General features: G+C 65.9%; 7 protein-coding genes. 5 read left to right on the forward strand and 2 right to left on the reverse strand.

Annotation, left to right across the window (positions count from 1 at the left end; all coding sequences use genetic code 11):
* Nucleotides 1-5 precede the first annotated feature (5 nt).
* A complete protein-coding gene (gene groL / locus WB785_RS10900; RefSeq protein WP_424079092.1) occupies nucleotides 6-1,631 on the forward strand; it encodes a chaperonin GroEL in 1,626 nt (541 codons plus the stop codon).
* Nucleotides 1,632-1,746: 115 nt separating this feature from the next.
* Complete coding sequence (locus WB785_RS10905) at nucleotides 1,747-2,130, forward strand: heme-binding protein (RefSeq protein WP_424079084.1); 384 nt, start codon at nucleotides 1,747-1,749, stop codon at nucleotides 2,128-2,130.
* 173 nt (nucleotides 2,131-2,303) lie between these two features.
* Here the strand turns inward: WB785_RS10905 and WB785_RS10910 are convergent, their stop codons facing one another.
* Nucleotides 2,304-4,037 carry an N-acyl-D-amino-acid deacylase family protein gene (locus WB785_RS10910; RefSeq protein WP_424079086.1) on the reverse strand — a complete coding sequence of 578 codons (1,734 nt, stop codon included), beginning with the start codon at nucleotides 4,035-4,037 and terminating at the stop codon, nucleotides 2,304-2,306.
* 95 nt (nucleotides 4,038-4,132) lie between these two features.
* Here WB785_RS10910 and WB785_RS10915 point away from each other — a divergent pair, with 95 nt between their 5' ends.
* Nucleotides 4,133-4,513, forward strand: coding sequence for a VOC family protein (locus WB785_RS10915; RefSeq protein WP_424079093.1), 381 nt, complete (start codon nucleotides 4,133-4,135; stop codon nucleotides 4,511-4,513).
* Here the strand turns inward: WB785_RS10915 and WB785_RS10920 are convergent.
* A complete protein-coding gene (locus WB785_RS10920; protein ID WP_424079087.1) occupies nucleotides 4,489-5,007 on the reverse strand; it encodes a hypothetical protein in 519 nt (172 codons plus the stop codon). The genes WB785_RS10915 and WB785_RS10920 overlap by 25 nt on opposite strands.
* Before the next feature lie 76 nt (nucleotides 5,008-5,083).
* On the opposite strand from WB785_RS10920, the gene WB785_RS10925 reads away from it, so the two are divergent.
* Nucleotides 5,084-5,608 (forward strand): mycothiol transferase, encoded by a 525-nt coding sequence (locus tag WB785_RS10925; RefSeq protein WP_424079089.1) that lies wholly within the window; start codon nucleotides 5,084-5,086, stop codon nucleotides 5,606-5,608.
* A 23-nt stretch (nucleotides 5,609-5,631) separates the two neighbouring features.
* Nucleotides 5,632-6,058, forward strand: a 427-nt coding sequence (locus WB785_RS10930; RefSeq protein ID WP_424079090.1) for an aldehyde dehydrogenase family protein, incomplete at its 3' end; no start/stop codon positions are given.

The following is a 6,058-nucleotide window of genomic DNA, read 5'->3' on the forward strand; positions in this document are numbered from 1 at the left end:
TCGCAATGGCCAAGACAATTGCGTACGACGAAGAGGCCCGTCGCGGCCTCGAGCGGGGCCTGAACGCCCTCGCCGACGCGGTAAAGGTGACGTTGGGTCCCAAGGGCCGCAACGTCGTCCTGGAGAAGAAGTGGGGTGCTCCCACGATCACTAACGATGGTGTGTCCATCGCCAAGGAGATCGAGCTGGAGGACCCGTACGAGAAGATCGGCGCCGAGCTGGTCAAGGAAGTCGCCAAGAAGACCGACGACGTCGCCGGCGACGGCACCACCACGGCCACCGTGCTGGCCCAGGCGCTGGTGAAAGAGGGCCTGCGTAACGTCGCGGCGGGGGCCAACCCGCTGGGTCTGAAGCGCGGCATCGAGAAGGCCGTCGAGAAGATCACCGAGACCCTGCTCAAGGGCGCCAAGGACGTCGAGACCAAGGAACAGATCGCTGCCACCGCGGCCATCTCCGCGGGCGACCAGTCCATCGGTGACCTGATCGCCGAGGCGATGGACAAGGTCGGCAACGAGGGCGTCATCACGGTCGAGGAGTCCAACACCTTCGGCCTGCAGTTGGAGCTCACCGAGGGCATGCGGTTCGACAAGGGCTACATCTCGGGTTACTTCGTCACCGACGCCGAGCGTCAGGAAGCTGTCCTGGAGGACCCTTACATCCTGCTGGTCAGCTCTAAGGTGTCGACGGTCAAGGACCTGCTGCCGCTGTTGGAGAAGGTCATTCAGGGCGGTAAGCCGCTGCTGATCATCGCCGAGGACGTCGAGGGCGAGGCGCTGTCCACTCTGGTCGTCAACAAGATCCGTGGCACCTTCAAGTCGGTGGCGGTCAAGGCCCCCGGCTTCGGTGACCGGCGCAAGGCGATGCTGCAGGACATGGCCATCCTCACCGGTGGCCAGGTCGTCAGCGAAGAGGTCGGCCTCTCCCTGGAGACCGCCGACATTTCGTTGCTGGGCAAGGCCCGCAAGGTGGTCATCACCAAGGACGAGACCACCATCGTCGAGGGCGCCGGTGACTCCGACGCTATCGCCGGCCGGGTGTCCCAGATCCGCGCCGAGATCGAGAACAGCGACTCCGACTACGACCGCGAGAAGCTGCAGGAGCGCCTGGCCAAGCTGGCCGGCGGTGTTGCGGTGATCAAGGCCGGCGCCGCCACCGAGGTGGAGCTCAAGGAGCGCAAGCACCGCATCGAGGACGCGGTCCGCAACGCCAAGGCCGCCGTCGAGGAGGGCATCGTCGCCGGTGGCGGCGTGGCCCTGCTGCAGTCGGCACCCGCCCTGGAGGAGCTCAAGCTCACGGGCGACGAGGCCACCGGTGCCAACATCGTCCGCGTGGCGCTGGAGGCTCCGCTGAAGCAGATCGCCTTCAACTCCTGGCTGGAGCCCGGCGTTGTCGCCGAGAAGGTCCGCAACGCGAAGGCCGGCACCGGTCTGAACGCTGCGACCGGTGAATACGAGGACCTGCTGAAGGCCGGCGTTGCCGACCCGGTCAAGGTGACCCGTTCGGCGCTGCAGAACGCGGCGTCCATCGCGGGTCTGTTCCTGACCACCGAGGCCGTCGTCGCTGACAAGCCGGAGAAGGCCGCGGCTCCCGCCGGCGACCCGACCGGTGGCATGGGCGGTATGGACTTCTAAGTCCACAGTCAACGGAAAGCCCGGTCCCTATGTGGGGCCGGGCTTTTCGTTTCGTGGGGCAGCTGGTGTACTGAATATTCGAACAGCCGGGGACGAAGGGACCAACGTAATGAGAATGTCCGCAATTGCCTTACGGCGCAAAGCCTTTGGTGTAGCCTCCGGCTGCACGCTTGCCGCCGTGATCGCCGCGACGCCGACGGCGGGTGCTGCGCCTGATCCATGTTCGGCAAGCGGGGTAGCGGCCACCGCGAGCGGAGTACTGAATGCCGCCAGCGGATACCTGGACGGTCACCCGGACGCCAACAATGTGCTGACGACGGCGGTCAATCAATCACCTGCCGACGCGAAGTCGTCGGTGCGTGGCTATTTCATCGGCCACCCCGGCGAGGCTTTGGATCTGAAGAACATTGCCCAGCCGCTGTTCAACCTCAAGGGTCAGTGCAACACCTCGGTGACACCGGACCAGATGGCTGCGCTTTTCAACGCGCTGTCGGGCTGACACGGCTAGCGCGCGGTCACACCAGCCTCGTGCGCCACTCCGAGGTGGAGCCCACTTCTTTTTCGTTTCGACACCGCATGCGATATCACCCGAGCCGGTGATATCGCCGGTGGTCACGTTTCGTAAAACGTGTGGTGCCTCCGCGGAGAGGCTGGTGTGGCAGGTGTGACGGCTCAGGCGGGGATCGGCTGGCGGCCGCGAACCAACTTGCCGGGCCGGGCGTCGGTGGGCGCGCCGTTCTCGGCGATCACCTCGCCGGAGACGACAGTCGCCACATAGCCGTCGGCGGTCTGGTCGAGCCGACGCCCACCCGCCGGCAGGTCGTGGGTGATCACCGGCTTGTGCAGCCGCAGCGCCGCATGGTCGATGACGTTGAGGTCGGCCTTGTAGCCCACCGCGATACGGCCGCGGTCGCCTAGCCCCGCGATGCGAGCCGGCACCGACGTCAGCTCCCGGACGGCGTCGGGCACCGAGAATCGCCCGGATTTGCGGTCGCGCGCCCAGTGCGCCAGGAAGTACGTCGAATAGCTGGCGTCGCAGATCATCCCGTAGTGCGCGCCGCCGTCGCCGAGACCAAGCACCACGTCTTCGCGATGCAGGAGCTCGCCGACGGTGTCCAGCGAGTTGCGCTCCAGATTGCTGGTAGCGACCAACAGCATCGCGCGACCGTCGTCGTCGAGCAGCCGGTCGTAGGCCTCTTCCATCGGGGCCACCCCGCGGGCCCGCGCCCTGGCCCCGATACTCGTGGACGGGTCGGGCTCGTAGTCGGGGTTGTCGGTCAGCGGGAAGATCCAGTCCCACATCTGCGTCACGAACAGGATCGGGTGACCCTGGCCGGGCTTATCGGCGAGGATGCGGGCCCGGACCTCGGGCTTACGCATCTCGGCCACCCGTTCGGCCAGCGGCAGGTGGGCGATCTCGCGGTAGCTGGGGTAGAGCACGAATGGGTTGGCGGACAGTTGCAACCCGATGATCAGACCGATCGGGCGCGGCAGCAGCTGCGCGGTGACTGAAGGATGGCCTGTCGCCGCTCCGCTATTTGCCTTCTCGATCATCGTGATGGCGTCCGGCCAAGTCGGGTCGCCGGCGTTGGCGACGACGAGCGTGAAGGTGACCGGCAGCCCGACCTCCTCGGCGACGTCGAAGACCGTTTGCAGCACCGGCTGGTAACCGCCGGCAGGAATGTCGGGCACGAACTGCAGCAGACCACCTCCGCCGTCGACAACGCCGCGGGCAATCTCTTCGATCTCCTCGCGAGCCGCCTCGTAACTCGGGATGGGCGAACCGCTTTCGGTTTTGTGGATGGTCAGCCGCGACGACGCGAACCCCAGCGCGCCCACTTCGATCGCTTCTTTGGCCAGCGCTCGCATTTTCGCGAGGTCTTCGGCGGTGGCCGGCTCGCGGTCGGCTCCGCGCTGACCCATCACGTAGACCCGCAGCGGTGAGTGCGGAAGGTAAGCGGCCACGTCGATATCGCGCTTGCCGGCGTCCAGCGCATCCAGATATTCGGGGAAGGTCTCCCATGTCCAGGGCAGGCCATCGGTCATCACGACGCCGGGAATGTCCTCAACCCCGGCCATCACGTCAACGAGCACGTCGTGATCGGATTGGCGGCAGGGTGCGAAGCCGACGCCGCAGTTGCCCATCACCACAGTCGTCACCCCGTGCGCCGATGACGGAGTCAGCCGATCCGACCAGATGGACTGGCCGTCGTAGTGGGTGTGCAAATCGACAAACCCCGGGGTGACCAGCAGGCCTGTCGCGTCGATCTCCCGCGCGGCGTCAGCGCCGTTCACGGCACCGACCGCGGCGATGACGCCATCGCGTACCGCGACGTCACCGACGTATGGTTCGCCTCCGAGCCCGTCGACGATGCTGCCGTTGCGGATGATCAGGTCGTAGGTCATCTAAATAATCTACGACCGTGTCGGTGGCTGATGCCAGGATCAATTCCGTGCGCCAATGACGATGCAGGACGAAGCGATGAGGAGGAATGGCGCTGATGTTGGATCATTTCGGAATCAATTGCGCTGACTACGCCAAATCGCAGGTGTTTTACGACCGGGTGCTCGGCGTGCTGGGCTATTCGCGTCTGATGGACTTCGGCGAGGCCATCGGGTATGGGCGTGACGGCACGCCGGCCTTCTGGATAGCCGAGGGCGCCGGTATGGGACCCAATCGGGAGATCCATGTCGCGTTCGCCGCCGCCGACCACGACGCGGTACAGGCGTTTCATCAAGCTGCGCTCGAGGTGGGCGCCGAATCGCTGCATGCCCCGCGGCTTTGGCCGGAATACCACCCCGACTACTTCGGCGCCTTCGTCCGGGACCCCGACGGCAACAACGTCGAGGCGGTCTGTCACGGAGCTCCCGGCGGCCGGTAGGGCATGGCGGGCGGATACGGGTGGAAGGCCCAGCCGGGGGCCGGAGGAGGTGGCCGTCGGATGGTCAAACCGACGGGCAAGAGGACCATCAGAACCAGCCATGCCGCCGCGCCGACGAATCCCGCGATCAGCATCGAGATCCCGACTCCATCGTCGAGTTGTTGCCGAAGAGGCTGAGCAGAATGCCCCCGACGTTGCCGGTGTCGTCCCCGTCCACTATCGCGATCCCGACGACGAACATGCAGAGCCAGCACACCACCTGAAGCCATGCCTGCGCGGTGCTCAACCGCACGGGACGCCGCCGCTGACAGAACATCAGAACCGTCGACAACGTCAGCAATACCAGCAGCGCCGGGGGCAGCCCAGAGCACCATCAAGTAGGCCATCCAGGCCGTCATGATGCCGAACAAGCTACGGCCGATCGCCATCCAGACGATCAACATCAGGTTCAACGGGATGGCAAGCGCCAACACGGCTCGGCGGAATCCGATCACGTCATCGATCGTATTGGCCAAACGCCGGCTGCCCAGTCAGCAATTTCGGTGGTCTGCCACGCGTAGGGTCGCCGGTATGTCCAGCACCGACAACGCCACTCGGGAATTGCTGCGCGACGCGTTCACCAGGTTGATCGAACACGTCGACGAAATCACCGACGGCCTCACCGACGAACAGGCCAACTATCGGCCGAGCCCCAACGCCAACAGCATTGCGTGGCTGATCTGGCACAGCGCGCGGGTACAGGATGTTCAGCTCGCCCCGATCGCCGGCATCGACCAGGTGTGGACCGCCGACGGGTGGGTGGAGCGCTTCGGGCTGGACCTTCCGCGCGACGACACCGGTTACGGGCACAGCCCCGAAGACGTCGCCAAGGTGCAGGCACCGGCCGATCTGCTGGCCGGGTACTACCACGCCGTGCACAAGGTGACGCTGGAATTCGTCGCCGGCGTGACCGCAGAAGACTTGGCGCGCATCGTGGACCGGAACTGGGATCCGCCGGTGACCGCCAGCGCCCGGCTGGTCAGCATCATCGACGACTGCGCCCAGCATCTGGGCCAAGCCGCCTACGTGTTAGGCGTAGCCCAGCGCCGAACTTGACACCTGTCGATAGCATGGGCGGCATGACCGCCATCACACCCATCACGCCCGACTTCTCGGGCATCGGCACTGTCTTGAACCCGGCCACCGGCGCCGTCGCCGGCGAAGTGCAGTGGACCGACCCGGCCGACGTCCCCACCATCGCCGCTGGGCTGCGCGTGGCCCAACGCGAATGGGAGCAGCGCGGCGCCAAGGGGCGCGCCAAAGTCCTGGCTCGTTTCGCGGTGTGGCTGGGCGAGCACCGCGGCGAGATCGAAGAACTGCTGATCAAGGAAACCGGCAAATCCGCCGTCGACGCGGCACAAGAGGTGCCGCTGCTGATCATGATCGTGTCGTACTACATCAAGACGATGGAGAAGGCGCTGGAGCCCGAGCGCCGGCCCGCGGCGTTGCCAATCCTGGCGATCAAGAAGGTGACCGTGCACTACCGGCCGCGGCCGGTCGTGGGCA

It is taken from the genome of Mycobacterium sp. (assembly GCF_049585075.1).
Lineage (GTDB): Bacteria > Actinomycetota > Actinomycetes > Mycobacteriales > Mycobacteriaceae > Mycobacterium.

What these genes read in the sequence shown, in the direction of transcription:
- WB785_RS10910 (WP_424079086.1), bottom strand. Translation starts at nt 4,037, where the DNA reads ATGACCTACGACCTGATCATCCGCAACGGCAGCATCGTCGACGGGCTC.
- groL (WP_424079092.1), top strand. Translation starts at nt 6, where the DNA reads ATGGCCAAGACAATTGCGTACGACGAAGAGGCCCGTCGCGGCCTCGAG.
- WB785_RS10925 (WP_424079089.1), top strand. Translation starts at nt 5,084, where the DNA reads ATGTCCAGCACCGACAACGCCACTCGGGAATTGCTGCGCGACGCGTTC.
- WB785_RS10915 (WP_424079093.1), top strand. Translation starts at nt 4,133, where the DNA reads ATGTTGGATCATTTCGGAATCAATTGCGCTGACTACGCCAAATCGCAG.
- WB785_RS10905 (WP_424079084.1), top strand. Translation starts at nt 1,747, where the DNA reads ATGTCCGCAATTGCCTTACGGCGCAAAGCCTTTGGTGTAGCCTCCGGC.